The 24,422-nt window shown below is 64.2% G+C and carries 18 protein-coding genes and 1 pseudogene; 16 read left to right on the top strand and 3 right to left on the bottom strand.

All coding sequences use genetic code 11. The features are described from left to right. Nucleotides 1-36: 36 nt before the first annotated feature. Complete coding sequence (ytfQ, locus tag DDE13_RS11200; protein ID WP_111404174.1) at nt 37-981, bottom strand: galactofuranose ABC transporter, galactofuranose-binding protein YtfQ; 945 nt, start codon at nt 979-981, stop codon at nt 37-39. A 740-nt stretch (nt 982-1,721) separates the two neighbouring features. On the opposite strand from ytfQ, the gene DDE13_RS11195 reads away from it, so the two are divergent. From DDE13_RS11195 to DDE13_RS11170, 6 genes are read left to right on the top strand one after another with little or no spacing between them, the layout of a single operon-like run. Further along, entirely contained in the window at nt 1,722-3,161 is a 1,440-nt protein-coding gene (locus tag DDE13_RS11195; protein ID WP_162630958.1) for a B12-binding domain-containing radical SAM protein, read from the top strand. Next, complete coding sequence (locus tag DDE13_RS11190) at nt 3,158-4,858, top strand: AMP-binding protein (RefSeq protein WP_111404172.1); 1,701 nt, start codon at nt 3,158-3,160, stop codon at nt 4,856-4,858. Before DDE13_RS11195 ends, DDE13_RS11190 begins: the two co-directional genes overlap by 4 nt. Continuing rightward, on the top strand, nt 4,848-7,040 hold the full coding sequence (locus DDE13_RS11185; protein ID WP_111404171.1) for a cytochrome P450: 2,193 nt from the start codon (nt 4,848-4,850) through the stop codon (nt 7,038-7,040). Before DDE13_RS11190 ends, DDE13_RS11185 begins: the two co-directional genes overlap by 11 nt. After that, the gene (locus DDE13_RS11180) at nt 7,037-7,294 is read left to right on the top strand and encodes an acyl carrier protein (protein ID WP_111404170.1); all 258 of its coding nucleotides are present in this window, start codon (nt 7,037-7,039) and stop codon (nt 7,292-7,294) included. The genes DDE13_RS11185 and DDE13_RS11180 overlap by 4 nt, the downstream gene beginning before the upstream one ends. Beyond that, nucleotides 7,291-8,985 carry a carbamoyltransferase family protein gene (locus DDE13_RS11175; protein WP_111404169.1) on the top strand — a complete coding sequence of 565 codons (1,695 nt, stop codon included), beginning with the start codon at nt 7,291-7,293 and terminating at the stop codon, nt 8,983-8,985. The genes DDE13_RS11180 and DDE13_RS11175 overlap by 4 nt, the downstream gene beginning before the upstream one ends. Before the next feature lie 15 nt (nt 8,986-9,000). After that, nucleotides 9,001-10,500, top strand: coding sequence for an MBOAT family O-acyltransferase (locus tag DDE13_RS11170; protein WP_111404168.1), 1,500 nt, complete (start codon nt 9,001-9,003; stop codon nt 10,498-10,500). A gap of 153 nt (nt 10,501-10,653) precedes the next feature. Here DDE13_RS11170 and DDE13_RS22850 read toward each other — a convergent pair whose 3' ends face one another. Further along, nucleotides 10,654-10,911 carry a hypothetical protein gene (locus tag DDE13_RS22850; RefSeq protein ID WP_162630957.1) on the bottom strand — a complete coding sequence of 86 codons (258 nt, stop codon included), beginning with the start codon at nt 10,909-10,911 and terminating at the stop codon, nt 10,654-10,656. On the opposite strand from DDE13_RS22850, the gene DDE13_RS22845 reads away from it, so the two are divergent. Continuing rightward, nucleotides 10,895-11,395 (top strand): hypothetical protein, encoded by a 501-nt coding sequence (locus DDE13_RS22845; RefSeq protein WP_162630956.1) that lies wholly within the window; start codon nt 10,895-10,897, stop codon nt 11,393-11,395. The two genes, DDE13_RS22850 and DDE13_RS22845, sit on opposite strands and share 17 nt — an antisense overlap. Before the next feature lie 235 nt (nt 11,396-11,630). Here the strand turns inward: DDE13_RS22845 and DDE13_RS11160 are convergent, their stop codons facing one another. Then, the gene (locus tag DDE13_RS11160) at nt 11,631-13,748 is read right to left on the bottom strand and encodes an ATP-binding protein (protein WP_111404166.1); all 2,118 of its coding nucleotides are present in this window, start codon (nt 13,746-13,748) and stop codon (nt 11,631-11,633) included. A 392-nt stretch (nt 13,749-14,140) separates the two neighbouring features. Here DDE13_RS11160 and DDE13_RS11155 point away from each other — a divergent pair, with 392 nt between their 5' ends. The 9 genes and pseudogenes from DDE13_RS11155 to DDE13_RS11115 form a co-directional block, all read left to right on the top strand. Next, the gene (locus DDE13_RS11155; protein WP_162630955.1) at nt 14,141-14,398 is read left to right on the top strand and encodes a hypothetical protein; all 258 of its coding nucleotides are present in this window, start codon (nt 14,141-14,143) and stop codon (nt 14,396-14,398) included. Between the two features lie 780 nt (nt 14,399-15,178). Beyond that, entirely contained in the window at nt 15,179-16,528 is a 1,350-nt protein-coding gene (locus DDE13_RS11150) for a sigma-54-dependent transcriptional regulator (protein WP_111404221.1), read from the top strand. Nucleotides 16,529-16,532: 4 nt separating this feature from the next. After that, complete coding sequence (locus DDE13_RS11145) at nt 16,533-18,482, top strand: sensor histidine kinase (RefSeq protein ID WP_111404164.1); 1,950 nt, start codon at nt 16,533-16,535, stop codon at nt 18,480-18,482. Between the two features lie 383 nt (nt 18,483-18,865). Next, a complete protein-coding gene (locus tag DDE13_RS11140; RefSeq protein WP_111404163.1) occupies nt 18,866-20,200 on the top strand; it encodes an ABC transporter substrate-binding protein in 1,335 nt (444 codons plus the stop codon). 129 nt (nt 20,201-20,329) lie between these two features. Continuing rightward, nucleotides 20,330-21,154 carry an ABC transporter ATP-binding protein gene (locus DDE13_RS11135; RefSeq protein ID WP_111404162.1) on the top strand — a complete coding sequence of 275 codons (825 nt, stop codon included), beginning with the start codon at nt 20,330-20,332 and terminating at the stop codon, nt 21,152-21,154. Between the two features lie 36 nt (nt 21,155-21,190). Further along, nucleotides 21,191-21,988: an ABC transporter ATP-binding protein gene (locus tag DDE13_RS11130; protein ID WP_111404161.1), complete on the top strand. Its 798-nt coding sequence runs from the start codon at nt 21,191-21,193 to the stop codon at nt 21,986-21,988. Beyond that, the gene (locus DDE13_RS11125; protein WP_111404160.1) at nt 21,981-22,883 is read left to right on the top strand and encodes a branched-chain amino acid ABC transporter permease; all 903 of its coding nucleotides are present in this window, start codon (nt 21,981-21,983) and stop codon (nt 22,881-22,883) included. The genes DDE13_RS11130 and DDE13_RS11125 overlap by 8 nt, the downstream gene beginning before the upstream one ends. Nucleotides 22,884-22,892: 9 nt before the next feature. Further along, nucleotides 22,893-23,957 carry a branched-chain amino acid ABC transporter permease gene (locus tag DDE13_RS11120; RefSeq protein ID WP_111404159.1) on the top strand — a complete coding sequence of 355 codons (1,065 nt, stop codon included), beginning with the start codon at nt 22,893-22,895 and terminating at the stop codon, nt 23,955-23,957. Nucleotides 23,958-24,194: 237 nt separating this feature from the next. Further along, nucleotides 24,195-24,422 (top strand): annotated as a pseudogene (locus DDE13_RS11115) (helix-turn-helix domain-containing protein); the annotation flags it as partial.

The following is a 24,422-nucleotide window of genomic DNA, read 5'->3' as shown; positions in this document are numbered from 1 at the left end:
CGAACGGGCCCCGACCGATCTTCAACCGCGTTTGCGTCAGTAGCCGAGGTCCTTGCGGTTCTCGTACTGCGCCATCGGATCGTCGTCCTGAGTATAGAGCGCCGATTCCGTCTGAATGAATTTCGGCGGAACGGTGCCGTCCTGCCAATAGGCGTCCAGAGCGTCGAAGGCCGGGCCGGCCATGTTCGGCGTCAGCTCAACGGTGGCATTGGCGTCGCCGTCGGCCATGGCGCGGAAGATGTCCGGCACCGCGTCGATGGACACGATCAGTATGTCGTCGCCCGGATCGATCCCGGCTTCCTTGATCGCCTGGATAGCGCCAAGCGCCATGTCGTCGTTATGGGCGTAGAGCGCGCAGATGTTCCCGCCGCCGCCTTCGGCCTGCAGGAAGCTTTCCATGACTTCCTTCCCGCCGGAGCGGGTGAAGTCGCCGGTCTGGCTGCGCACGATCTCGATCTCGTCATTGCCCTCGATCGCGTTGCGGAAGCCGGTCGCACGGTCGATGGCGGGCGACGATCCCGTGGTGCCCTGCAGTTCCACGACGCGGCATTCGCCCTCGGGCTTGTTGTCCACCAACCACTGACCAGCCACCGCGCCCTCGTGAACGAGGTCGGAACCGACAGCAGTCAGATAAAGATCGTCGGAACTGTCGACCCGGCGGTCGAGCAGGACAACCGGGATATCGGCCTCCTTGGCTTCTTCCAGAACACTGTCCCAGCCGGTCGCGACGACGGGCGCGAGCAGGATCGCATCGACGCCCTGGGCGACGAAGGACCGGATCGCGGCGATCTGGTTTTCCTGCCGTTGCTGCGCATCCGAGAATCGCAGGTCGATGCCCCGCGCCTCGGCTTCCTGGCGGGTCACGGTCGTTTCCGCCGCGCGCCAGCCGGACTCGGAGCCGATCTGCGAAAAGCCGATCGTCTGCGCGGTCGCACCCGTCGCAAGCGCAGCGAAAGCTGCGCCAAGCATGTATTTCTTCATGGTTTCCTCCCTGAATCGGCCTGAGCCTCGTCAATAAAGGCATATAATATTACTTTTTTCAACGTAGAAAGTGTGCTCGTTGTATACCGATCAAAAAGATCGGTGACCCGCGCTGGTAACGGGAATCCGATCCCGGCCAATCCGAGCACCAAGCCCCCACGCACGGGACGCCGAGGCACGATGGCGCAATGCGCGCGGCAATTTTCCGACGGCTGCCCCCCGCCTTGAATCCTGTTCAACGCGATGGGCAAGATTTCCGGCCAGGCCGCACATCAGACGCGTAACCGGTCCGACGTCCGGGCGAACCGGCTGCAACCCGGGCGCCTCGTATAATGCCAAGACACGGACACCGCGTTTTTTCGTCGACAGCGGTCTTGCCAGCACCCGTTCGGACGTCGGTTTGCGAAACGTGATTCAACCGGGACCATATTGTCAAAAGTTGTGCAAATCGCGGAGTGAAGGATTGACTACGTCGGCGATGGTCCGCACAGCAGAGTTGATGATACACGGTAAGCGGGTCTGTGGCCGTGCGTCCGAACGCGAAAACGGGAAAGGCCAACGACACGAACTGGCCGTCTCCCAACAAGGGGCAGGTCGTTCGGACCTGCATGGAACATGAACGCGGCTCTGCGCCGCACCGCTTACGAAACATGCGCGTCTATCTCATAGCTCCTGCCCCAGACTTTGGCCGAAATGTCCTGAACGACGATTGCGCCGTCGGATTTTCGCGTCCTTACGCCATGAATGCCGCGGCCGGTATCGCCACGGTCGCGGCTTTCTTTCCCGATGACTTCGAATTGCGCCTGTGCGACGAGATCGTCGAACCGGTCGACTACGACGACCCGGCCGAGGTCATCGCGATCAGCGTCAATATCGCGCAGGCAGCCGGGGCAGCCATCATCGCGCGCAGGTTTCGCGCGATGGGCCGCACCGTGATCCTTGGCGGCGCGCATGTGTCGCTCGCACCGGACATCTTCGAGGGAGTTGCGGACTGTCTGGTTCTCGGTGAATTCGAACAGATCGCCGACGATGTCGTGGCGGATATCGCAGACGGAACGTTGAAACGGCGCTATCAGGGCGGAAAGGCGGATCTGGGCAACGCGCGCATGCCGCGTTGGGATCTCTATCCGAACGAGCTGGCCCTTGCCGGTGTTGTCCAGACAAGCCGCGGTTGCCCGTTCGATTGCAATTTCTGCGACGTCATCCAGTATCTCGGCCGTGTGCAGCGCCACAAACCGCCGGAACTTGTCATCCACGAGGTTCAGGCGCTCTACGATCTCGGGTACCGCCAGATCAACCTGTCGGACGACAACTTCACCGTCTATCGCCAGCGGACACTCGTCCTGCTTGAGGCACTTGCAGCATGGAACGGGGCGGACGGCCGCGATCCGGTCAGCTTCATGACGCAGATGTCGATCGACGTCGCGCGGCACCCGGAACTGCTGGCTGCCTGCAATCGCGCCGGGCTGCGCTTCGGTTTCGTCGGGCTGGAAACGAGCAATATCGAGGCGCTGAAGGAGAGCCGCAAGCGGCAGAACATGCGCATCGACCTTGTGGAGCAATGCGAAAAGGTCGTTCGCGCGGGTGTCTCGTTGCAGGCGGGTCTCATGATCGGCTTCGACAGCGACGACCTGTCCTGTTTCGAGCGCCAGTTCGACTTTGCGATGGCCTTGCCGATCGTCGTCTATCGGCTTTCGGTTCTCGTCGCGCCGATCGCAACGCCGCTTTACGATCAGATGCGCGCTGCGGGGCGGATCGTCGAGGAACCCTCGCTGGTTCCGGTCACGAGCGGCAGTTCGCTGACGAACATCCAGCCGGCGCAGATGAGCCGCGAACAACTTGGCGAAGGCGCGGAATGGCTGCGGCATGCGCTTCTCGACCCCGGCAACGCAATCGGGCGGTTCGAACGCTATGCGCAGCTTCTGGGTGACATGCCAGAGCACCTGACACAGCCGGACCGGCGCGACCCCGCGGCACGGTCGCACCCGTTCATGGAACTGTTTTCCGTCATGGCACGCGACCCGGCCGCGAGGCGGGTGATCGACTGTGTCCGCGATCTTGCGGCGACGCGCCCGACCCTGCGCGGGGACCTGATGCAGGCGCTTGGTTTGTATCTCAACAGCTATGCCCGGCAGCCCCGAAAGGCGGACCTGCCCCGCATGAGCGCCGTGGCATCATGAGCGCGGATCCTCTTGCGCGCGCGATCGAGATGCGGCTCGCCGAACGCAGGGGCGTGCCGCAGATCACCGTGCTGCGCCGCGCGTCGCCGCCGCTGGTGCTGACCGGCCACGACCTGCAACAGCGCGCCGATGCGCTCCGGGTCCGTTGGGATAGCCAGTTCGGCGCCGGTCCGCTACGCCTCGTGCTGGCGCTGCCGCCGGGCGAGTGGTTCCTCGCGGCCCTGCTGGCGGGAATTCTCGGCGGGCACACGATGGTGCCGGCCGCGCTGCCGCGCCTTGGATCGGTTGCCAGCAGGCTTGCCCATATCGTCACCGATTGCGGCGCCGATGCGGTGCTGTGCACCGGGGCGCAGCTGCCGTCGATCCGCGAGGGCTTGAGGAACGCAACGCATGGCCCCTCCTGCCCGGTGGTGGCCATCGACGCCGCCGAGTATGGCACGCACATGCAGCAGCGTCCGCAACGGATCGGACCGTGCGCAGAGGGTCCGCACCCGGTCGTGGTCCAGTATACCTCCGGCTCCACGCGCCTGCCGAAAGGCGTGCGGATTTCCGGTGCCAGCATCCTTGCGAACTGCCGCATGGTGGAAGAAAGCTGGGGCATGGGGCCAGAAACGTGCATGGTGAACTGGCTGCCGCACTATCACGACATGGGGCTGATGGGCGGCATCCTGTACCCGCTGCTGGCAGGCGGCAGGTCGGTGCAGATGAACCCTCTCGACATGGTGCGCCGCCCGGTTGACTGGCTGCGCGCGATTTCCGATCACCGCGCCGATTTCAGCGGGGGACCCGCCTTCGCCTTTGCCGAGTGCCTGCGCCGGATCGCGCCCGGGGACTGCGCGGGGCTGGACCTTTCGTGCTGGACGCGCGCTTTCTGCGGTGCCGAACCCATACCAGCGGGATTGCTGCCGGCCTTCCGCGCGCGGTTCGCGGCCCATGGATTGCCGCCGGAGGGGGTATTCGGCTGCTATGGCATGGCGGAGATGACCTTGTTCGCCGCAGGTGCGCCCGGACCGGCTGCCTCGCTCGGCGGCACCCCGGTGGAACCCTGCCGGTTGAACACGCTTACGGCCCCACGCCTGCGCATCGTCGACCCGCAGTCCCGCATGCCATGCCCCGAAGGCCGGGAGGGCGAAATCTGGCTGCGCGGCCCTTCGAAGGGAGATGGCTACATGAACCTCCCCGAGGAGACTCGGCAGACTTTTCACGCGACACTGGAAACGCCGGACGCGGTTGCGGGAGAATGGCTGCGCACCGGCGATCTGGGTGTGATTACCGGCGAGCTTCTGCATGTGACGGGGCGGATCAAGGACACGCTGATCGCGAACGGGCGCAAGGTCGCGGCTGCGGAACTGGAATGGCTGGCCGCCAGCATGGATGACGCGCTCAATCCCCTGGCTGCGGCGGCCTTCATGCCCGATGCGACCGAAAGCGCACGCGCGGTTCTGCTGATCGAATTGAAGTCGGGGTACGCCACGACCGCGGGTCCGCTGGAAACGGTGCGCAGCAGCATCGCGAAGGTCATCGCGGGCGAATGGGGCATCCATCTGAAGGATCTTCGAATTCTGCCACGCGGACGGCTGCTCCGGACCAGCAGCGGCAAGGTCCGCCGCCAAGCCATGGCCGAAGCCTATCGTGCGGGACAGGTCGGCGTGGACGTTGCGGAACAGACGCGGACCAGGCAGCCCCATGAGGCATGACATCTGGGACGACCGGTCGCTCTTCGAAAGCGATCCCGCGCAGGTCGAAGCGCTTCTGCGTTGTCCGGCCATGGAGGTCGCGCCGCTTCAGGACTACGTGGCACGACTGGAAGCGGCAAGCGGCGAAGACTTCGGCGCACTTCGCCGTCTTGCGCGGAATGCCCTGATTTCGCAGCCCGCGCGCGAGCATCTGGAAACCCGCAGGCTCATCGCGCCGTTCTTCAGCGACCGCGCGATGGCGCGCTGGGAACCGCGGTTCGAGACGGCTATCGACGCCGCGCTCGACCGGCTGGCAACCGCGCCCCGGCCCGACCTGATCGATGATTTCGTGACACCGCTTTTCCTGTCGGTGATCTGCCCCATGGTGGGGCTGCGCGACGACGGATCGGGACAGATGCATCGCATGATCGCGACCGTGCAGCGCATCACCGAACCGATGCTGTCGCTGCGCGACCTGCGGGACCTGAACAGCGCCGTGCAGTATCTCGACGCCCGGTTGCCCCCGGAAGACGGCATCCCGCCCGCAACACCCGAGAGCTTGTCGAGCTATCTCCACCGCAATCGGGACAGGGCGCCCGCGAGCGTGGAGTTGCGCTATACGGCCATGGCGCTGACCGTCGCCGCATCGACCGCCGCGCAGACCCTTGGCTTCGTGCTCCACGGCCTGCTGATGGAGGATGCACGGCACTGGCACGACGCGGCGACACCGGGTTGGGCGGCACGGCACCTCGAACGATTCCTGAGCCTTTATCCGTCGACCCTGACGCTGGTGCGCATGGCTTCGCGGGATGTGGTCATCGGCGGCTGTCCCTTCGCACGGGGGCAAGCGACGGTGATCGACGTTCCCGCCACCAACTCGCGGTTGCGCGACCGGACCGACGCGGCGGGCAAGGCGCGCAGCCTGTCCTTCGGCGCGGGCGCGCATAAATGCCCCGGCGAAGCGGTGTCGCGGCGGCTGCTGGCCCTTGCCGTGCCCGCGCTTGCGCGGCGCTTTCCGAACATGGCGCTGCACAAGGACAAGGTGCGGTTCCGGACGACCGCCATGGTGCAGTTTCCCGTCACGATGCCATGCGACACCACCGGCCAGTCCCGGAGACTGAGCGCCCGGCTGGCGGAGGTGAAGGATCTTCCATCCGCGCGCGCCATCGTATCCGACAACGACAGGTTCATGCCCCCCGCCATGGAGCCGCATCTGCGCGCGCTCGCGGCGCGAAGCGGCACGGACCTGTCGCCGGCCATCCTGATCGCCCGCAACGCGATGTTTTTCATGAGCGGCAAGCGCCATGCCGATGTCCGCAAGGTCGTGGCCGGCTGCCTCGGCGGGAACAGGCTGCCGGTTTGGCAGGGCCTGGTCGATACGCAGGTGCAGCGGGCGCTTGACGGCCTTGCCGCCGCGGCGCGGCCCGACCTGATCCATGATTTCGCCGATCCGCTGTTTCGTGGCATCACCGGGCCCATACTGGGCGTGAACACCGACGCGCCCGACCGCTTCGACCAGTTGGCGCCGATCCTTCAGGACGTGCTGGAACCCTGGCTGCCGATGCGCGAGCTTCTTCGCCTGCAAGAGGTGTTCGCCGAGCTTCTGGCGCTGATGCGGATACCGCCGGCCCCGCAGGACGGCGCGCCGGTATCCGTTCTCGGGGCGCTCATGGCCACAAGGCTGGAGGATTTCACGCGCGACGACATGAAGGCCCTGGTGCTTGTCCTCTACGGGGCGAGCTTCAATCTTTCGCATACGCTCGGCAATGTCCTGCACTGGATTCTGACCCGGCCGCCCGAGGATCGCATCGGAGCCGCCGATCCGGACTGGATCGCGCAGCACATGGAGCGGCTCATATCGCTGTGCGGGTCGCCCAAGTACATCTACCGGATGGTGCGACAACCGGTTCGCTTGGGTGGGCTCGACCTGCGTGTGGGCGATACCGCGCGCCTTCAGCTCTTGTCGATCAACCGGGGCATTGGCGCCGGGCATCTGGCTTTCGGTCACGGCCTGCATCATTGCGTCGGCTCCGGGCTGTCGCGCATGATGCTCCGCACCGCGGTACCGGCACTGTTTGCGCGCTTTCCGGATCTGCACCTGAAACCGCAGGCCCACGAATACCAGGACATGACGCAGACTGTTGCCCTGTCGAAGCTGCCCTGCGTCCGGCCCCCACAAGAACAAGACAAGGAAAAGGCATGACCGACACCGACCTTCGCGCATCCGTGATGGAGTTCGTCCGCACCCAGATTTCGCGCCATGTGAAGCTGCCAGCGGAACGGATCGAACCGGGATCGGACCTGATCGGGCTTGGCCTGCAGTCCATCGATGCTGTCATCATGTGCGGAGAGGTCGAGGATCGCTTCCGGGTCGAGCTCGATCCCAGCACCATCTTCGAACACGACACCGTCGGGAGTTTCGTGGACGATGTCGTGCTGCGGCTGGCCGACGGATGACAGCTTTCCATCTCGGCGTTTCGACCTCGGGCCACGATCCGGCGCTGGCAATCGTCGACGACAACGGTGCCGTGCGCTTCGCAGAGGCGACCGAGCGGTTCGTGCAGGACAAGCGTGCCTGGGGTATCGCACCCGACCACGTGCCGCATCTCGAGTCCGCGCTGGCGCAGGTGGGGTTCGATGCGGCCCGCGATACGCTTGCAGTCGGGACAAGCTGGGCGGGCGTGAAGGCCGAACTGGGCAAGGCGCCGCAGGATGCATTACTCCCGGCGCGCGACACGCTCTGGATGCAGGGACTGCAGGGACAGCTCCATGCGACCGCGGGGCGCTCCCTGCTCCGGCTGGGCCTTGCCGACGCGCCGCCGGACCCGATGCGCTTCGACCATCACCTGTGCCACGCGGTCGCCGCCGCATGGTTCGCCCCCGTGGATGATGCCGTGTGCATTGTGCTCGACGGCGAGGGAGAGGTCGGCGCGCTGAGCGTCTTCGACATGCGCGCGCGGCGCCTGACGCGCCGCTTCCGGTCCTGGGGCCCGGGCAGTCTCGGGACCTTCTATGGCTGGCTGACGGGGTTGTGCGGCTTCGATTGGCGCAAGGGCGAGGAATGGAAAGTCATGGGGCTTGCCGCCTTCGGACAAGTCATTCCGGAGCTTGCGGAGGTCATGCGCGGCATGGTCGCCGTGGATCGCGGACGGTTGCGGTTTGCCGACCCGGAGACCTTGCGCAGGGCGACGGACAGGTGCCAGCCCCATGTCCGCAGACCCGCCGACCCGGTCGAGGCCGCGGCCGATCTCGCTGCAACCGGACAGGCCGTGTATGCAGCACTTGCGGATCAGGTCATCGCCGATTGTCTTGACGGGGACGAGCGGCTTCCACTGATCCTGTCGGGGGGATGTGCGCTGAATTCGTCCCATAACGGAACGATACGCGACCGTTTCGCCCTGCCCGCCCTGCATGTTCCGCCATGCCCGGCCGATGACGGGAACGCCATCGGCGCCGCGCTGCTGGCCTATATGCGAACGAAGGGTTGCGATGCCGTCCCGCGCGGGGACGGCTCACCTTATCTGGGTAGTACGGTGGCCATCCGAATGCTCGACAAGCTTCGCGTTTCGGCCCGCGGGCTTGCGGTCCGTGACATGGGCGATGGATCCGCGCGCGCCGTGGCGGACTGCCTCGTGCAGGGCCGGATCGTCGGCGTCATGCGCGGGCGGGCCGAATTCGGGCCCCGCGCGCTCGGCAACCGGTCCATCCTTGCGGCGCCGCAGGTAAGCGGCATGAAGGATCGTCTCAATGCCGAGGTAAAGGGCCGGGAAGCGTACCGGCCCTTCGCACCCGTCGTGCGGCTCGCGGATACGTCGGCGTGGTTCGAATGCGCGCAACCGTCGCCCTACATGTCCGTGACACTGCCATGGCATGCGTCCCGCCGGGACATGGTCCCGGCCACGGTGCATGCGGACGGTACAGGGCGGTTGCAGACCGTCAAACGGGACACCGCGTCATGGATGGTAGATCTTCTGGATGCCTGCGAAGATCTGTGCGGCATTCCGGTGGTGCTGAACACCAGTTTCAACATCATGGGAAAGCCGATCGTCCACAGCGTCGAGGACGCGGTCGCGATGCTGATGACCAGTGGGCTCGATGCCATTCTCGTCGAGGACATGCTGGTCGAGAAACCCGGCGCCGCGGCCTGACGGGAACCGGATCGCATGGTGTTTCTGTCGGCGCCGTTCCTGTTCGGCTTCATGCCCGCATCGCTTGCAGGCTTCTTCCTGCTGCGGCGGTTTGCGCCGGGCTGGAGCGTGCCGTTCCTTGTGGGGATGTCCCTGGCTTTCCTGGCCGCGACCTCGGCCCTGAGCCTTGCCGTGATCGTTGTCAGCATCTGCGTAAACCGCGCCTGCGCCAGCGCGATGGCCGCGTACCCCCGCGAACGGACGGCCATCCTGGCCTTGGGCATCGCCGCGAACATCGCAAGCGTCGCGTGGTTCAAGATCAATCCCGTCACGTTGTCCGATACCGGCTCGCTCTTTCTGGTCGCCGGCATGCCGCTTGGGCTGTCCTTCTATGCGTTCAAGCAGATCACCTATCTGATCGACCGGCACGAGGGCCGAACACCGGACGCGCCGCTGCCACAGTATCTTCTTTTCTCGACCTTCTTCGCGCATCTTCCCGCCGGTCCGATCACGCCGTATCGCGGGCTCCAGCCGCAACTCGCCGCGCTGTCGCGCCAGAAGATCGATACCGGGTGCCTGATGGCTGCGCTTGCGCTCGTCATCATCGGCGCCTTCAAGCTGCGGTTCTTCGCAGGGCAGATCAGCGCGCTTACGGTACCGATCTATGCCGCGGCGGCGGACGGCACCGCCGCCTGCCTGCCCGAAGCTGTCGTTGCAAGTTTCGGCTTCCTGCTGGAACTCTACTACAACTTTTCCGGCTATTCGGATATCGCCATCGGACTTGCCCTGTTCTTCGGCCTGCGGCTGTCGCCGAATTTCGACAGCCCGCTCAAGGCGCACCGTCTGGGCGACTACGTCATGCGCTGGCACATGTCCTTTATGCTCTTTGCGCGGGACTATTTCTTCGTGCACGTGCAGAAGGCGCTGTCGCGCGCATTGCCGTTCCAGTCGGCCGTGCGGCGGCGCTTGGCGGCGTGGATCATCTCGGTATGCGCGACATTCGTGTTGGTGATGCTGTGGCACACCGCGAACTGGACGGCCTTCGCGATCAGTGTCGTGACGGCTGGCGCGGTGATCGCCGCGGCCTTGCTGCGCCTGCGCGGCCGTGACAGCGCGGGCGCGCCAGGCCGGCTTGCACGTCTGGGCGGCGTCGCAACCTGCGTCGGTTTCGCCTCCGTGACAATCGTGTTCTTCCGGAGCGGCGACGCGACATCCGCACTGACCGTGCTGGCCGGCTTCGCCGACATGCGCGGCCTTACCATGTTCTTCACCGAACAGGCGCCAACCATGGAAACCTGCCCGACACTTTCCGCGACACCGGACCACATGATCGTCGCCGCCATCCTTGTCCTCGCCGCTGCCATTGCTTTTGCAGCGCCGAACACGTCGCGGATGTTCGGATTCCTTCCGCAGCCGGAAGGGCGGGCTGTCTTCCGGCCAACTCTACACTGGGCCTTGTTCCTCGGGCTGATCGCGTGGCTTGCTTGGCTTTCGGATTCCCCCATCCCCGGCGGTGTGATCTATGCAGCGTTCTGAGCCGCTCGGCCCGGTCCGGTTCGGGGGCGCGGTCCTGGCCATCTTTCTACTGGGCGTTCTCGCCACGGACTTCGTGACACGGCAGGCCGACGTTCTGAACCAGAGCCGACATCGGCTTCCAACGACGCAGGGTCTTCCGCGTGTGCTTCACAGCTATCCGGCGCTCGCAAATACTTGGTTGGCGAATACTGCAGCGGCGTCGGACGCCGAGACATGGGTCATCGGGACATCCATCAGCCTGTACGGGTTCGACCCCTGCAGCCTGCCGAACACTGCCAATTTTTCGCGTTCGTCCGGGATCATGCAGGATGCCGTGCAATGGGCCGGGAAAGCCGCGCGCGACAACCCAAGCGTCCAGACCATCGTGCTGGAACTGTCGCTTGGCGAAGCCCGGGTGAACAGCTTCGACATGGGACCTCGCGCCATGGACGTCTGGCTCGCGGTCTGGAAACTTTCCGCGGTCGATGCGTGGAACGCGTCAGCGCCTGAAGCTGGTTCCTGCGCAAGTCCTTTTTCGGACGCAGATCGCCCTTTGCGCCAGATCAACCTCCCGCCGCCTTCGGTCTTGCGGGAGCGCTCCGACGACATTCTCGACCTGTCCGGCGATCTCGGGGCCTGGTGCGCGGCGGAACCCGGTCGGCGCGTCGTCTTTTTCCAGCCGCCCATGAACCCGGTGGTCGAGACCGCGCAACCGGAGCTGCCTGCGGCGCTGGCAGGCGTGACCCCGGTTCTGGCTGCCCTCGTCGAGGATTTCGTCGTGCGCAATCCCGGCTGCAATGCGTCTTTCACCGATCTGAAGGCGCCTCGCGCGACGCCCGAAGACTGGATCGATGCGAACCATTTCAGGCCGTCCCTCGGAAACCGCCTGCTCGGGGGCCTGTTGGCCCGACCATAGACTAGCGGCCCGCTTGCCGCGCAAGATGATCCGCGTCGCCGCGCATTTGCCGATGGAACCGGCGATCGGCCCTATTGAAGGCCGCGTGGCTTGACCCCAAGGACCGCGCCCGCCCAATGCACTGCCAATGCGCGGACCCTGTCACTTCGGAAAGCAGGAACGGGTAAGGCCATGCTCGAACAACGCGGCCTGTCCGGGCCAATGCACTTCCCGCATCGACCCCGCAATACATCCGTTACCCCAGCACCTTGCGAATTTTCTCTGCGAGCTTCGCGCGGCGGTAAGGCTTGCTGAGCAGTTCCACGTCCGGATCGAGCCGCCCATGATGGACAATGGTATCCTCCGCATATCCAGAGGTGAACAATATCTTCAGACCGGGTCGCAACGCCTTGGCCATATCGGCGAGTTCACGTCCGTTCATACCACCGGACAGAACGACATCCGTGAAGAGCAGGTCGAGATCGCGCGTCTGTTCAAGGATCTCGATTGCCTGCGGACCGTTCTCGGCCTCGACCACCTTGTAGCCCAGTCCAAGCAGGTTGGCACAGACATGCTCGCGCACCTGTTCATCGTCCTCCACGACAAGTATCGTTTCCAAGCCACCTGAAATCGGCTGAAGGCTGGCGTCGACATCGCTTTCCGCTTCTTCGTGCTGCGACCGCCGAAAGTAGAGTGTCACCGACGTGCCCTTGTCCGGCGCGGAACGGATGCGGACATGGCCACCCGACTGCTTCACAAATCCATAGACCATGCTCAGCCCAAGGCCGGAGCCGCTTCCGACTTCCTTGGTCGTGAAGAAGGGTTCGAATACCCGCGACAACGTTTCCTCCGGCATCCCGTGGCCGGAATCCGTCACGGAGATCAAGACGTACTGGCCGGGTTCGAAGTCGGGCTCGTTCGACACGACATCGTCATCCAGTTCGGCATTCCGTATCGCGATCCTGATCTCCCCCCCGTCCGGCATTGCGTCACGGGCGTTGAGCACGATGTTCAGAAGTGCCGATTCCAGCTGGCTCGGATCGATCTCGGCCAGCCACAGGCCTTCGCCGCGATCGATCTGGAGGGTGATGGACTCGGGCAAGGTGCGGCGCAAAAGCATTTCGAGGCCATTGGTGATCTGATGGCCGACATCCAACACGCGGGGCTGCAGGGGCTGTTTCCTTGAAAAGGCCAGAAGACGGCTGGTCAGTTCGGACCCGCGTTCAGCCGCATCCGCGGTCATTTCCGCAAGTCCGCGCAAGTGATCCCGGTCGCTCAATGCGTCGGTCAGCATCTCGGCATTGCCGAGGATCACGGTCAGCAGGTTGTTGAAGTCATGGGCCACGCCGCCGGTCAGTTGGCCCACGGCCTCCAGCTTCTGCGACTGGCGCAATTGCACCTCCGCCGCCGCCTGGGCTGCGCGCGCCGTTTCAAGCTCCTGCATCTGATGATGCAGGGCCGTGTTCGCGGCTTCCAATTCCGCGATGGCGCGTTCGCGGGCCAGCATCGAACGGCCCATCTCGATGCTGGGCACGAGGATCAGGGCCGCAGCCAACGCCAGCAATGCACGGATTGTCCATATCTGCGGATGTTGGGTGTTCCAGCCGCCATGCGGCAGCGCCGCAATCTGCCACGTTCCCGCAGGCAACTGGACATTGGCGATGACCGGCATGTCTTCCGGCGCGACCTCGGGCCCGAGAAACCTGAGCCCTTGCGCGCCGGTCGCATCGCGGCCCGTGAGCGTCAGCGAAAATGGAAGATCGTCGTGCAGCCCGGCCTGCGCGTACAACACCTCGAGATCCATGACCGCGGACACGAGGCCCCAAAAAACCGGACGGGCGCTATCCGTCTGCAAGAAGACCGGGAAGCGTCCGATGAAGCCCTGGCCGCCCTGGACCAGGTCGACCGGCCCGGCCAGGACCAGGTTTCCAAGGTCACGCGCGCGCAGGGCTGCGTCGCGCTGTTCCGGGATACTGTTGTAATCAAGGCCGATGGCCTGCTCGTTGCCTTCGACGGGATACATCATCCGGATGACCATGTCCGGGGCGGCGGCGATGTTGCGCAGCGATGGCTCGCTGTTGATGAGCCTGCTGGCGAAATCCGCAAAGCGCGCCTGGTCCATATCCGGCTCGGTCGCAATCGCCGCAATCAACCCGCGCACAAGCTGGATCGGTCCGTTTACCGCACCTTCCAGATCCGCACGCAGCAGGGCCACCTGACTTGCGATCGTGGCCCGTTGCGCTTCGACATGATTCTTCCGTGCCTGGGTTTCGGCTGCAATCCAACCCGCAACCACCACGAGGAAAGCAAGAAGCGCCGGCACGTTGGTCTTGCGCAGCAGGTTACGCCCAGCCCGAGAACGCCATCCTGTCATCGTGGGGAACGCAAGCCGGATGGACGCGCGTAGAAAACCAAGGGTGCCTGTCCGTTTCTTTCAGTTGCCGCTGGAGGTGGGTGAAATTCAAAGGTAGCACAGCCTGCGACGGAAGCACCACGGCATTGCCCTCAAAGCGAAGCCAGGGAAGCCTTATTGCACCGGGGCATCAGCCTTGCGCGTCGCCAAGGGGGGCTCCGTGATCGCGCCCCGACCGCATGTCGCGATGCTTGCTTGTCCGGGCGGCCATCGGCAAGCCGGGGTCCCGGCTGCGCGCGGGACACCGCCATGAACCTGCGCGCCCCGGCTTTCAGAACGAGCCTGGCACATGGCAAGGATAGCTCTTCCATACCAGTCCGCGGGGCATCTGGGTCACACGGTTTTATTTCGGCATGGTTGGCCCCGACGCTGAGGAGCAACGAAAGCCGCAGCCATCCAGCGTCATGACCATGTCCCTGCCCATTCCGCCCTATGCATTGGCCGGACCTTTCCACCCGACATTGGAACACGGCGCGGCGCGGGCGGCACACTGGCATGCGGCGCAGGTGGGCCTGGCGGGACGGCCCGATATCGAGCATCTGATACAGGTGGCGGGCGGCCTTGTTCGCATGTTTCCCGATGCAATCGGCGCCGAACGCCATGCGGTCTAGCCAGTAGCCGTTGCCGTCCTGCATCATGCCGCGCAACGCGCGGTGCACTTCGAGCGCGAGCCACGTTCCGACTGGGTCTGCACGACCTGTAGCGCAAGCACGTCCCGGCTTGCGACCTGCTGCCAGTGCGCGATGATTGCGGCCAGATCCGTGTCGCGCGCCCCAAAGCGCATCGAGGCAGCCCTTGCCTCGGAACACATCGGTTGGTGTCGAAACCCATGTACCGGTCATGCATCACAAACTGTGTACGCGGCCCGGCTGCGGCGCGCCAAGCGTCATCGCCGGGTGCGCAAGCAACAACCGCAGCGCCGTGCTGGCGCGCAGCGACGCGGCTATCCGGTTGCAAGACCGAAAACAGCCATCCCCGGCGGGTTTGTGCACAGGCGCGCCATGCCTCGCGGCAATGGCGCACTTGCGCTTGCACCAAGGACGGGTCTTGTCCCGCGAACCGCGGATCTCGACTCCGTTGACGCCAATTCCGGGAACGACGTAGGCTGGCGAAACCGCTTGGGAGGAAAACGACCGTGCCGAAGGCGCTTACATTGCGCAGGCCAAGATCGCCGGGTCGCCGCACGTGATCGCGCAACCCGGCGGCGCACGATCGCCCGGCGCAGCGGCACTGGCCGCGTCGCGGGCAGGCAACGCGTGCAGCGCGATGCACCGGCCTGCCCCCGAACCGCATGGCCGCGCGCCCGCGCCGATGCGGCCCGCAGGCCCACGCGGGTGATGATGCCCGTCGCTGCCAGCCCCCTGTCCGCCACCGGCGAGCGAAGCAAGGCGATGGGCGCCAGCAAAGGGTTCAGCGAGGAACTGGCGCAGGCAGCCGTGCTTGTCATCGATGACGAGCCGGGCATGCGCAACTTCCTGTCCAAGGTCCTGACCGGCAACTGCGCGAAGGTCGACGTCATGGCAGATACGCGCGAAGCCGCGCGCCTTCTGGACGAGAACGCCTATGACGTGATCATCCTCGACAACATCATGCCCGAGAAGACCGGGCTTGACTGGCTGGCGGAGCAGGGCCAGATCGGGCTGTTCAGCGATGCCATCCTGATCACCGCGCATGCCGATCTGGACACGGCGATCCAGGCGATCCGCGCCGGCGCCAGCGATTTCCTTCTCAAGCCGTTCCGGTCCAATCAGGTGCTGAACGCCGTGGCCCGCAGTCTTGAGCGGGCGCGGCTGCGCCGCCAGAACTCGGTCCTGCGCCACGAGCTTGAAGTCAGCAAGGACATCCTGAAGCACCGGAACGCGCTGCTGGGCACATCCACCGAGATCCGGAAGGCCTGCCACGCGATCGACCAGGCCGCCATGTCCCACGCCAACGTGGTGTTCCGCGGAGAAGTCGGGTCAGGCAAGCAGGTCGCCGCGCGGATGCTGCATGCCGCATCGCCGCGCGCGTCGCATCCCTTCGTCTGGCTGCAATGCTATGGCATGACCGAACAGGTCTTCCAGGAACGTCTGTTCGGGCACCTGGGCCCGCAGGCCGACGGGTCCGTCTCCGGGCACGAAGGCATATTGCTGAGCGCGGCGGGCGGGACGCTCTATCTCGAAGATGTCGAGATGCTGTCCGCGGGATGCCAGAACATCCTGGCGGAACTCATCAGTACGGGCCGGTTCAGCCCGCTGGGCGCGCGCCGCAGCCTCGGGTTCGACATGCGGATCATCAGTTCCACGACGAAACCGCTTGGGGATATCGCCGCAGAACGTGTGTTTCGCGCCGACCTGTTCTACCTGCTGACGGTGGTCGAGATCGTGCTGCCGCCCTTGCGCCGCAGGACGGCCGACATCGTCGAACTGACATTCTACTTCTCCGAGAAGCTTTCGCAGCGGATGGGCATCGAGATTCCCCCCTTCTCGCCCCTGGCGCGGCGGCGGTTCCTGTCCTACGACTGGCCCGGCAACGTCATGGAGTTGCGCAACACGGTCGAACGCGCCCTGATTCATGGCGATTTCGAGGCCGCGCTGGGGATCACCGCAACGGAGCTTGACGTGGAGGATCTGGCGTCGGTCGAACGGCGGCACATCCTTGCGGTTCTCGATGCCTGCGACGGAAACCGGGCGGAGGCGGCGCGGCGGCTTGGCGTCGCGCGCAAGACCATCGACCGGAAGTGCCGGTCCTGGGGCCTGTGACCTGATGCATTCGGTCCGGCTGCGGTTGCTTGCCATCGCCCTGCTGCCGCTGATCGTGCTGCTGCCGCTTCTGCTCGGCGTGACCATGCTGCGCTGGATCAACAAGTACGACGACCTGTTGATCGCGAAGGTGGCCAGCGACCTGCGCGTGGCAGAACAGTATTTCGACCAGATCAAGGCGACGCAGGCCGCTGCGGTGTCGGCGACCGCCCAGTCCGTGGATTTCGATGAGGCGCGGTCGCGGGGCGACGCGGCGCTTGCCGGTTTCGTCGAAAGCAGGCGCACCGAACTCGGGCTCGATTTCATGGTGTGGGTCGGGACGTCCGACGCAGGTCTGCCCCGTGCCGCGCGCGAGGTGGCCCGCGCCGCGACGCCCGATGCGCCAAGCACGAGCGTGGCTCTGCTGACCGCCGCCGAACTCGCGGCGATTTCGCCCGCCTTGGCCGACCGAGCCGCCATCCCGCTGGTTCCCACCGAGGCGGCGCGGCCGATCGCGCGCGACGAGGAAAGTCGGGGGATGTTGATGCTGGCGGCGCATCGAGCCGCCCGCAGCGGCAAGGTTCTGATCGGCGGCCGCCTGCTCAATCGAAACCTCGGCGTGATCGACACCATGAACGCGCTTGTCTATCGCGACGAAGACGGGTCGTTCTCGCGGACCGGAACCACGACCCTGTTTCTCGAAGACGTCCGGATTTCGACAAATGTGCGGCTGTTCGAAGGATCGCGCGCGTTGGGAACACGGGTATCCGAAGCGGTGTGGCAGCGCGTTATGGAAGATGGGGAGACCTGGCTCGACCGGGCCTTCGTCGTCAACGACTGGTATATCTCCGGCTACGTCCCGCTTGCCGATATTTCCGGCAATCGCGTCGGCATGCTCTATACCGGGTTTCTCGAAGCGCCCTTCAAGGCACAGCGGAACGCGACGATCCTGACGCTGTTCCTGGCATTCGTGGCCGTGATCGGCGCATCCGTGCCGCTGTTCCTGTGGCTGGCCAGAGGCATCTTCGCGCCGCTGGAACGGATGACCGCCACCATGGCCAGCGCAGAGGCCGGTGCGCTCGATGCGCGGATCGGCCCGGTGTCGGGACAGGACGAAATCAACACGGTCGCCCGGCATCTTGACCGCCTGCTCGACCAGGTGGAGGAACGCGATGCCGCCTTGCGGGACTATGCGAACAACCTGAACGAACTCGTGGCGCAACGGACCGCAGAGCTTCAGGAAGCCAATCGCAAGCTGGAGGCCACCTTCGCACAACTCGTGATGTCCGAGAAGCTGGCCTCGGTCGGCGAGATCACCGCGGGCGTGGCGCACGAGATCAACAACCCCGTGGCGATCATCCAGGGCAATCTGGAGATCATCCGGTTGCGGCTGTCCCCCGAGCAGCGGGCGGAGTTCAAGAGCGAGCTGGATTTCATCGATGCCCAGACCCACCGCATCAACATCATCGTGGGCAAGCTGCTGAACTTCACCCGGCCGGACGAGATGTCGGACGTGATGACCCGTGTCGATGCGGCCCGGGCCGTCGACGACGCGCTGATCCTTGTTGCGCCCGACCTACGCAAGAACGCGATCGAGACGCGGGTGGACCACTGCCCAAGCCCCGGCTTCAGGGTCGTCGAGACCGAATTGCAGCAGGTCATGGTCAACCTTGTCATCAACGCCACGCAGGCGATGGGAACCGGCGGGACGCTCACGATCCGGACCCGGCCAGCGGCGCGCGACGGCACGCAGGGCACCGAGCTCCTGGTGGAGGATACGGGCCCCGGCATTCCGCCGGACAAGATCGACAACGTGTTCGACCCCTTCATGACGACCAAGCTGGGCAAGGGGTCCGGGCTGGGTCTGTCGATCAGCCAGGCGCTGGTGACACGGGTCGGCGGGCTGATCAGCGTCAGCAGCGTTCCGGGCAAGGGCGCCACGTTTTCGGTGTGGTTCCCGGCCGCGGACAATTAGTCCGCCGACCGGCGGAAATCGCGCCGAGAGATGGACAAATTGTCCCTCTGCACGCTGCGGTGCTGGCGTTTCGGTGACTTTGTGACCTTTCTGCAGCGCGGCAGATTCGCTTTATCTAGCTGATATAAAACAAAAAAAGTTTGACAGGCCGGGAGGCTCCATCCTAGCACTTCGTCCTAGACGGACATGCCCGATGTGTCGCGCACAAGGGGCATCCGCATGAACGCAGAAGCTGCGGCAGGGTTTTGGGAGGGACACTGTCGGTCGCGCGCCGGTCGGGTCGTCATGACGGACGACACCCTGACCGGAGCGGCGGCACGGAGGACGCCGATCCTTTTCGGAGCGAGTTCAGTGAAAAGCAAAAAATGGGGAGGACATCTGACATGAAGCATCGACGGATACGCCTGATGCCGGTGGCTGCCGCCATGGTGGCGGCGTGGACATTCGCGCTGCCGGATTCTGCGGTCGCGCAGGAAACCCAGTACTTTCCGGTCGCCAGCAGCCGGGTAGGTCCCTATTCCGCCATGGGCACCGGCTATTACGGCGCCCAGATCGACTACATGAACTACGTCAACATGAACGGTGGCGTGAACGGCGTCATGCTGACGTGGCAGGAATGTGAGACCGAGTACAACGCGGTCAAGACCGTCGAATGCTACCAGCGGCTTCTCGAAAAGGACGGCCAGCGGATCGTCGTGTTCGACACGCTCGGAACGCCCGGCGCCTATGCCGTGATCAACCGGATGGCCGAAGACAACGTCGTTCTGGCGCAATACGGCTATGGCCGGACGGACGCGGCGGATGGCACGGTCTGGCCATGGGTGTTCAACGCCGCCAGCCATTACTGGTCGCAGATCGCGGTCAAGATGAAGTTCATGGCTGAACAGGAAGGCGGCATCGAGAACATGAGGGGCAAGAAGATCGTGCACCTTCATATCGACAGCGCCTATGGCCGCGAACCGCTTCCCGCGATGCGGCAGATCGCCGAGGATTGGGGCGTGACGCTGGTCGAGATCTCGATCCCGCCACCGGGTCTGGAGCAGCAGTCCCAATGGCTGCAAATCCGGCGCGAACAGCCCGACTGGGTCACATTCTGGGGCGCCGGATCGGGCATGAACTCCACCGCCATGACGAACGCCGCACGGGTGAACTTCCCGCGGGACCGGATGATCTACGTTACCTTCGGTGCAGCCGAGGAAGACATGTACCCGGCAGGTGACGCGGCGATCGGCACGTATGCGATGGCCAACGCGTTGCCCGGAGATTCCTATCCGCTCGTGGCGGCCATCAAGGAACAGGTCTACGGCAGCGGACAGGGCAACCTGTCGGATGAAAGCCGGGTCGGGTCCGTCTACTGGAACCGGGGTCTCGGTGCGGCCGTCATGTGGATCGAGGCGATGAAGAACGCGCAGGAGATGCACGGCAAGGTCGGGCAGGCCGTGACCGGTGCGGAGTTCCGCGACGGCTACGAGGCGCTCAACATGACCGTAGAGCGTCTTGAGGAAATCGGCATCAGGGGCATGGTCGCACCCTTCGCGATCTCGTGCGAAAACCACGAGGGCGCGGGACGGTTCGCCATGATGCAGTGGGATGGCGAGAAGTTCCAGCAGGTCACCGACTGGGAAGCCCCGCTCGATCCCGCGTTCATTCGCGGATTGGTGGAGGAGTCCGCGGCCAAGTTCGCCAGCGAGAATGGCATAACGCCGAAAGAGTGCTGAAGGGGCGCCAGCCCCCTGTGGCGCAAATGGTCGGGGCCAGGGAAACGAACATCCCTGGCCCCCACCGTCCGGACTGACTTTGCCAGTGCGTCCGGCACCCAACCGCAAGAATGGATTGGCATCGCCCAGATGAACGTACCGACCGACAACATCCTGGAAATCGACAGCATCGAAGTCGTCTATGACAATGTCATTTCCGCGCTGCACGATGTCTCGCTCACCGTCCCGCGGGGCAAGGTCGTCGCCCTGCTCGGCGGCAACGGAGCGGGCAAGAGCACGACGCTGAAGGCCATCTCCACGATGCTTGCGTCGGAAAAGGGCAAGGTGACGAAGGGAACGATCACCTATGACGGCACGCCGGTCAAAGGACAGACGCCCGCTGAGATGGTCGGACTGGGGATGGTGCAGGTCCTGGAGGGGCGCCGCTGCTTCGGTCACCTGACGGTGGAGGAGAACATCATCGCCGGTGCCTATTCGCGCAGGCTGTCCAAGGCCGAGATGCGGAACGAGCTGGAAAAGATCTATGGCTACTTCAATCGCCTGAGGGACAAACGCAAGAGCCAGGCCGGTTACACCTCGGGCGGAGAACAGCAGATGGTCGCTGTCGCCCGCGCCATGATGGCGAAGCCCCGGATGCTTCTGCTGGACGAACCCTCCATGGGACTCGCCCCGCAACTGGTGGCCGAGATTTTCCGCATCGTGACCGAACTCAACCAGAACGAAGGTGTGAGCATCCTGCTTGCGGAACAGAACACCAACGTCGCGCTGCGCAATGCCGACTACGGATACATCATCGAAACCGGGCACGTGATGCTGCACGGGACGGCCGAGAGCCTGCTGAACGACGACAGCGTCAGGGATCTGTATCTCGGCATTTCCAAGGAAGGCAGGAAGAATTTCCGGGACGTCCTTCGGCAGGAAAGCGCCGTGCACCCGGATCTTCACCACGGCTAGGCCGAAACGCGCGCACAGAGAAAGAGCACGACACAGATGATGCAGGCCAGAAACTTTCCGATCGGCGACCCGATACTGGAGGTCCGGAACATCTCGCTCAGCTTCGGCGGCGTCAAGGCGATCACGAATACCTCGTTCAACGTTCTCAGGCACGAGATCAGGGCGATCATCGGACCAAACGGCGCCGGCAAGAGCTCCCTGCTCAACTGCATCAACGGGATCTACAAGCCGCAGGAAGGCACGATCACCCTGAAGAACGAAGTGCTCGACAAGATCAGCCCGAACATCGTGGCACGAAAGGGCATATCGCGAACCTTCCAGAACCTCGCCCTGTTCAAGCGGATGTCCGTTCTCGACAATGTCCTCGTGGGACGTCAGCTGCACATGTCGGCCAATTTCCTGCAAGTCGCCTTCCAGACACCGCAGGCCAGACGCGAGGAACGGGAAAACCGCGAGCGTTGCGAGGAAATCGTCGAGTTTCTCGAGATCGCGCATATCCGGGATACACCGGTCGGTCGGTTGCCCTACGGGTTGCAGAAAAAGGTGGAGCTTGGCCGGGCGCTGGCCACGGAGGCCGAAATCCTCCTGCTCGACGAGCCAATGGCCGGCATGAATGTCGAGGAAAAGCGCGAAATGTGCCGCTTCATCCTCAAGGTCAATGACGAGTTCGGCACCACCATGGTTCTGATCGAACACGACATGGGGGTCGTCATGGATATCTCGGACAACGTGGTCGTGCTCGACTACGGAAAGGTCATCGGCGACGGCCCGCCGGACGAGGTCCGCTCCGATCAGGCCGTGATCGACGCCTATCTCGGGGTGGCCCATGACTGAGTTCCTGTTTTTCATCGAGGTCGTCGTCGCAGGGCTGCTCGCCGGAACCATGTACTCGCTCGTCGCGCTCGGATTCGTGCTGATCTACAAGGCCTCGTCGACGTTCAACTTCGCACAGGGCGCGATGGTGTTCTTTGCCGTCCTGGCCTTCGTCGGCTTCATGGAACTGGGGCTGCCCTTCGTCGTCGCGTTCTTCGTGACGATCCTGCTGATGGGGCTTGTGGGATTCTGCACCGAACGGCTGGTTCTGAAGCCCTTGCGCACGCAAAGCGAGGATACGCTCCTGATGGCCACCATCGGGCTCGGTTTCGTGCTCGAAGGGCTCGCGCAGGCGACCTGGGGCGTGGAGGTCCGGCGGCTCGACCTGGGGATCGGCGATTTTCCGATCCAGTGGATCATCGACAGCACGGGACTTTTCATCAGCGCACTCGATCTGACGGCCGGTTTCGTTGCCGCGTTCCTGATCATCGCGCTCGCACTTCTGTTCAAGTATACGAAGATGGGCCTTGGCCTGCGCGCCGTGGCCGACGATCCGGGCGCGGCCAGTTCCATCGGCATTCCGCTCGGCAACATCATGCTGCTCGTCTGGACTGCGGCAGGCATCGTCGCGCTGGTGGCAGGCATGATGTGGGGCGCCCGCGCGGGTGTGCAGTTCGCGCTGGTGGACCTTGCGCTCAAGGCACTGCCGGTCCTCATCATCGGCGGCTTTTCGTCGATCCCCGGCGCGATCATCGGCGGGCTGATCATCGGCGCGACCGAGAAGGTGCTGGAGGTCTATGTCGGGCCCTATTTCGGCGGCGCGATCGAGGGCTGGGCGCCTTACGTCATGGCCATCCTCTTCCTGCTGTGGCGGCCCGAGGGTCTCTTCGGCGAGAAGATCATCAGACGGGTATAGGGTAGAGAAATGAACGCGAAGACCGTTTTCATGGGGTACACGCGAAGCGACCTCGCCAATCTCGTCGTTGCCTTGCTGGTGGCGCTGGTCGTCATCCCGACGGTCGTCCAGACCGACTACTGGTATTCTTCGATCCTGATCCCGTGGCTTTGCCTTTCGCTCGCGGCCATCGGGCAGCAGATCGTCATGGGTTATACAGGGCAGCTGGCGCTTGGCGCGGCCGGTTTCATGGCTGCCGGTGCCTTTGCCTGCTTCAACCTGATCCTGCGCGTGCCCTATCTGCCGTTTCCCGTGGCGCTGGCACTCTCGGGTCTGATCGCGGCGGCCTTCGGCATACTCTTCGGGCTGCCCAGCCTCCGGGTCCGGGGTATCTATCTGATGGTGGCGACACTCGCCTCGCAGTTCTTCATCATCTGGATGATCGACAAGTTCGGATGGTTCAAGAATTACGACACGTCGGGGATCATCACGGCGCAGGACATCTTGATCTTCGGCAAGCCCTTCACCTCGCCCTTCGAGATGTATCTGGTGGTGGTGGTCGTCGTAACGGTGCTCACGATACTGGCGATCAACATGACGCGTGGCAGCACGGGCCGAAACTGGATGGCAGTGCGCGACATGGATATCGCCGCGGAGTCCATGGGTATTTCGCTGCTCAGGACGAAGCTGCAGGCCTTCGCGATCTCGGCTTTCTTCTGCGGTGTCGCCGGGGCGCTCTTTGCCTTTACCTATCTGAAGTCGCTCGAACCTGTCGCCTTCGACATCAAGCTGTCTTTCAAGATCCTGTTCATGGTCATTCTCGGCGGGCTGGGCACGATCAACGGGGCGTTTATCGGGGCGGCCTTCATCCTGCTGTTTCCCGTCGTGCTCAACAGTATCGGGAACAACCTGTTCCATGGCGCGATCGACGCGACGATCATTTCGGCGACCGAGCAGGTCGTGTTCGGCGCCCTGATCATCATCTTCATGATCTACGAACCGCTCGGCATGGCCAAGCTCTGGTACAACATCAAGCAGAGTGTCCGGTCGCGATTTGCACCTAGGTCGGAGTTGCCCCGGCAACGCGCGACCTGACCGCGGAACGTGACCCGGCTTTCAGAGCGGACGCATGGGGGGCTTCAACCGACCGCTCCGCCTGTACCTGAAGGCGTCCGCCCCGCAATTCGTGGCGGCGAAATGGCGGGATGGTGTTCCGCATCCGCTCGTTCGAGGACGCGGCGGGCTAGAGCGTGTCGCCCCTGATCGGATTCTGGATTCCCATTTCGATCATCCCGTGATTCCCTGTTCTGGAGGCAGATATGGGGGTCAGGTATGGGTAAGCCGCATCCTGTTGAGTTACGTGAACGGGCGGTTTTGCTTGTTGAGCAAGGCAGCACGCACACCGAGGCGGCGCGGCGCCTGTGTGTTTCCATCAAGTTCGTCAATGACATGGTGCGGCTCAAGCGCGAGACTGGCGCGCTTGCGCCAAAGCCGCAGGGCAATCCGGGACGCGGCAAGCTGACCGATGTCAAAGACTGGGTGCGGCGCCGGATCGCGGCC

It is taken from the genome of Meridianimarinicoccus zhengii (assembly GCF_003254465.1).
GTDB classification, from domain to species: Bacteria; Pseudomonadota; Alphaproteobacteria; order Rhodobacterales; family Rhodobacteraceae; genus Meridianimarinicoccus; species Meridianimarinicoccus zhengii.
This window is presented reverse-complemented; position numbering and strand designations above follow the sequence as displayed.

Coding starts and splice junctions, on each gene's coding strand:
- ytfQ (WP_111404174.1), bottom strand. CDS start 981: ATGAAGAAATACATGCTTGGCGCAGCTTTCGCTGCGCTTGCGACGGGT.
- DDE13_RS11195 (WP_162630958.1), top strand. CDS start 1,722: ATGAATGCCGCGGCCGGTATCGCCACGGTCGCGGCTTTCTTTCCCGAT.
- DDE13_RS11190 (WP_111404172.1), top strand. CDS start 3,158: ATGAGCGCGGATCCTCTTGCGCGCGCGATCGAGATGCGGCTCGCCGAA.
- DDE13_RS11185 (WP_111404171.1), top strand. CDS start 4,848: ATGAGGCATGACATCTGGGACGACCGGTCGCTCTTCGAAAGCGATCCC.
- DDE13_RS11180 (WP_111404170.1), top strand. CDS start 7,037: ATGACCGACACCGACCTTCGCGCATCCGTGATGGAGTTCGTCCGCACC.
- DDE13_RS11175 (WP_111404169.1), top strand. CDS start 7,291: ATGACAGCTTTCCATCTCGGCGTTTCGACCTCGGGCCACGATCCGGCG.
- DDE13_RS11170 (WP_111404168.1), top strand. CDS start 9,001: ATGGTGTTTCTGTCGGCGCCGTTCCTGTTCGGCTTCATGCCCGCATCG.
- DDE13_RS22850 (WP_162630957.1), bottom strand. CDS start 10,911: ATGTCGAAGCTGTTCACCCGGGCTTCGCCAAGCGACAGTTCCAGCACG.
- DDE13_RS11160 (WP_111404166.1), bottom strand. CDS start 13,748: ATGACAGGATGGCGTTCTCGGGCTGGGCGTAACCTGCTGCGCAAGACC.
- DDE13_RS11155 (WP_162630955.1), top strand. CDS start 14,141: ATGGTTGGCCCCGACGCTGAGGAGCAACGAAAGCCGCAGCCATCCAGC.
- DDE13_RS11150 (WP_111404221.1), top strand. CDS start 15,179: ATGGGCGCCAGCAAAGGGTTCAGCGAGGAACTGGCGCAGGCAGCCGTG.
- DDE13_RS11145 (WP_111404164.1), top strand. CDS start 16,533: ATGCATTCGGTCCGGCTGCGGTTGCTTGCCATCGCCCTGCTGCCGCTG.
- DDE13_RS11140 (WP_111404163.1), top strand. CDS start 18,866: ATGAAGCATCGACGGATACGCCTGATGCCGGTGGCTGCCGCCATGGTG.
- DDE13_RS11135 (WP_111404162.1), top strand. CDS start 20,330: ATGAACGTACCGACCGACAACATCCTGGAAATCGACAGCATCGAAGTC.
- DDE13_RS11130 (WP_111404161.1), top strand. CDS start 21,191: ATGATGCAGGCCAGAAACTTTCCGATCGGCGACCCGATACTGGAGGTC.
- DDE13_RS11125 (WP_111404160.1), top strand. CDS start 21,981: ATGACTGAGTTCCTGTTTTTCATCGAGGTCGTCGTCGCAGGGCTGCTC.
- DDE13_RS11120 (WP_111404159.1), top strand. CDS start 22,893: ATGAACGCGAAGACCGTTTTCATGGGGTACACGCGAAGCGACCTCGCC.